The 1195-nt window shown below is 67.2% G+C and carries 1 protein-coding gene; it reads right to left on the bottom strand.

Annotated elements, in window-relative coordinates; translation table 11 throughout:
• Positions 1–7 precede the first annotated feature (7 nt).
• Positions 8–1108 carry an ISAs1 family transposase gene (locus tag AB4Z01_RS36250; protein ID WP_441701701.1) on the bottom strand — a complete coding sequence of 367 codons (1101 nt, stop codon included), beginning with the start codon at positions 1106–1108 and terminating at the stop codon, positions 8–10.
• Between the last annotated feature and the right edge of the window lie 87 nt (positions 1109–1195).

Below are 1195 nucleotides of genomic sequence, written 5' to 3'. Positions count from 1 at the left end.
GGCAGGGCTATCGCATGTATGTAAAGAGTTCGAAGAAGAATTCTTTGCTCCATTTTGCGCGGCGCATTTTGCTGGCGAGGGGTTTGTCGAGGGGATGGGCCCGCAAGATGTTGTGGGCGAGCCGGCGGATGATGGCCAGGTTCTCCGGGCCGTTGTTCTTGCGGGTGCGGGCATCGTCCTCGTCGAAGACGACGTCGAGGGTCCAATGGAGCTGGTTCTCGATGGTCCAGTGGGTGCGCACGACTTGGGCAAGCCGACGCGTGGAGAGGAGTTTCGACAGGGCGATGTATCGCACCGCCCGTTTGACCTTGCCGTCGCCGCCGGTGCGCTCGGCCTCGATGCGGCCGATCGCCTTGAGCCCGGGGAAGGACGGTGGATCGGCCAGCCGGCGGACCGGCAGCACCGATACCCGCCGCCATTCGGACCGCCCATGCGCCCGCTCCCGGGTTTCGAAGAAGGCGAGATCGCCGGCCGCCGCGAACGCCGCCTCGGCGGCGGCAAACAGCGGTCCGTGGTTGCCCTTCAGCCCCAGGGCATACTGCGCCTTGGCCGCCAGCACCGCTTCGGCCATGGCTGGATGGCAGTGCAGCGCATCGGCCGTCACCGTGCAGCCCTTCAGCGTCAAGCCCTTCAGAAGGTCGAGGGTGGCTTTCACCTCCGAGCCGCCCGGCGCCCGCGCCGCGGCCACCGCCAGCCGCGTCTCGCTGTCCCACACGCTCACCATCAAGGGCGGCAGATGGGCCTTGCCCTTCTCGTATCCACGCCGCAGCGCCTTGCCGTCGATCGCCACCACCCCCTGCGGCGGCGGCAGCCCGAGCCCGCGCCGCAGCGCCGTCATGAAGGCCGAAAAGGCCCGCGACAGCTCCGCCGGATCGAGCAGACGGAACACCCGGCTGAAGGTGTCGTGGCTCGGCACCCCATGCTCGAGCACCAGGATCTCCCTCAGCTCCTCTTCCCGACCCTCGCCGAACTCGGCGATCTCCACGCAGCTCTTGGCCCCGCACAACGTCGCCGCCAGCGCCACGAACAACAGCTCCGCCAGATCGTGCCGGGCGTTCGGGTCGCGCGGATCGCGAACCTCGCGCAGGATTGTGATCAGCGACGACATCGGGCCTCCTCCGCAAGAGAAAGCCTCTACAGAATCGATCTCTCTTCCTCCCGCAACCCCCTCCTTCATTCAAATGCGATTCCCCTG

Source organism: Inquilinus sp. YAF38 (genome assembly GCF_052113205.1).
Classification (GTDB): domain Bacteria; phylum Pseudomonadota; class Alphaproteobacteria; order DSM-16000; family Inquilinaceae; genus Inquilinus.
Note: the sequence above shows the minus strand (reverse complement) of the source record. Positions and strands in the feature narration are given on the sequence as shown.

Excerpts from the sequence above, each read along its gene's own strand:
- AB4Z01_RS36250 (WP_441701701.1), bottom strand. The coding sequence starts at position 1,108 with ATGTCGTCGCTGATCACAATCCTGCGCGAGGTTCGCGATCCGCGCGAC.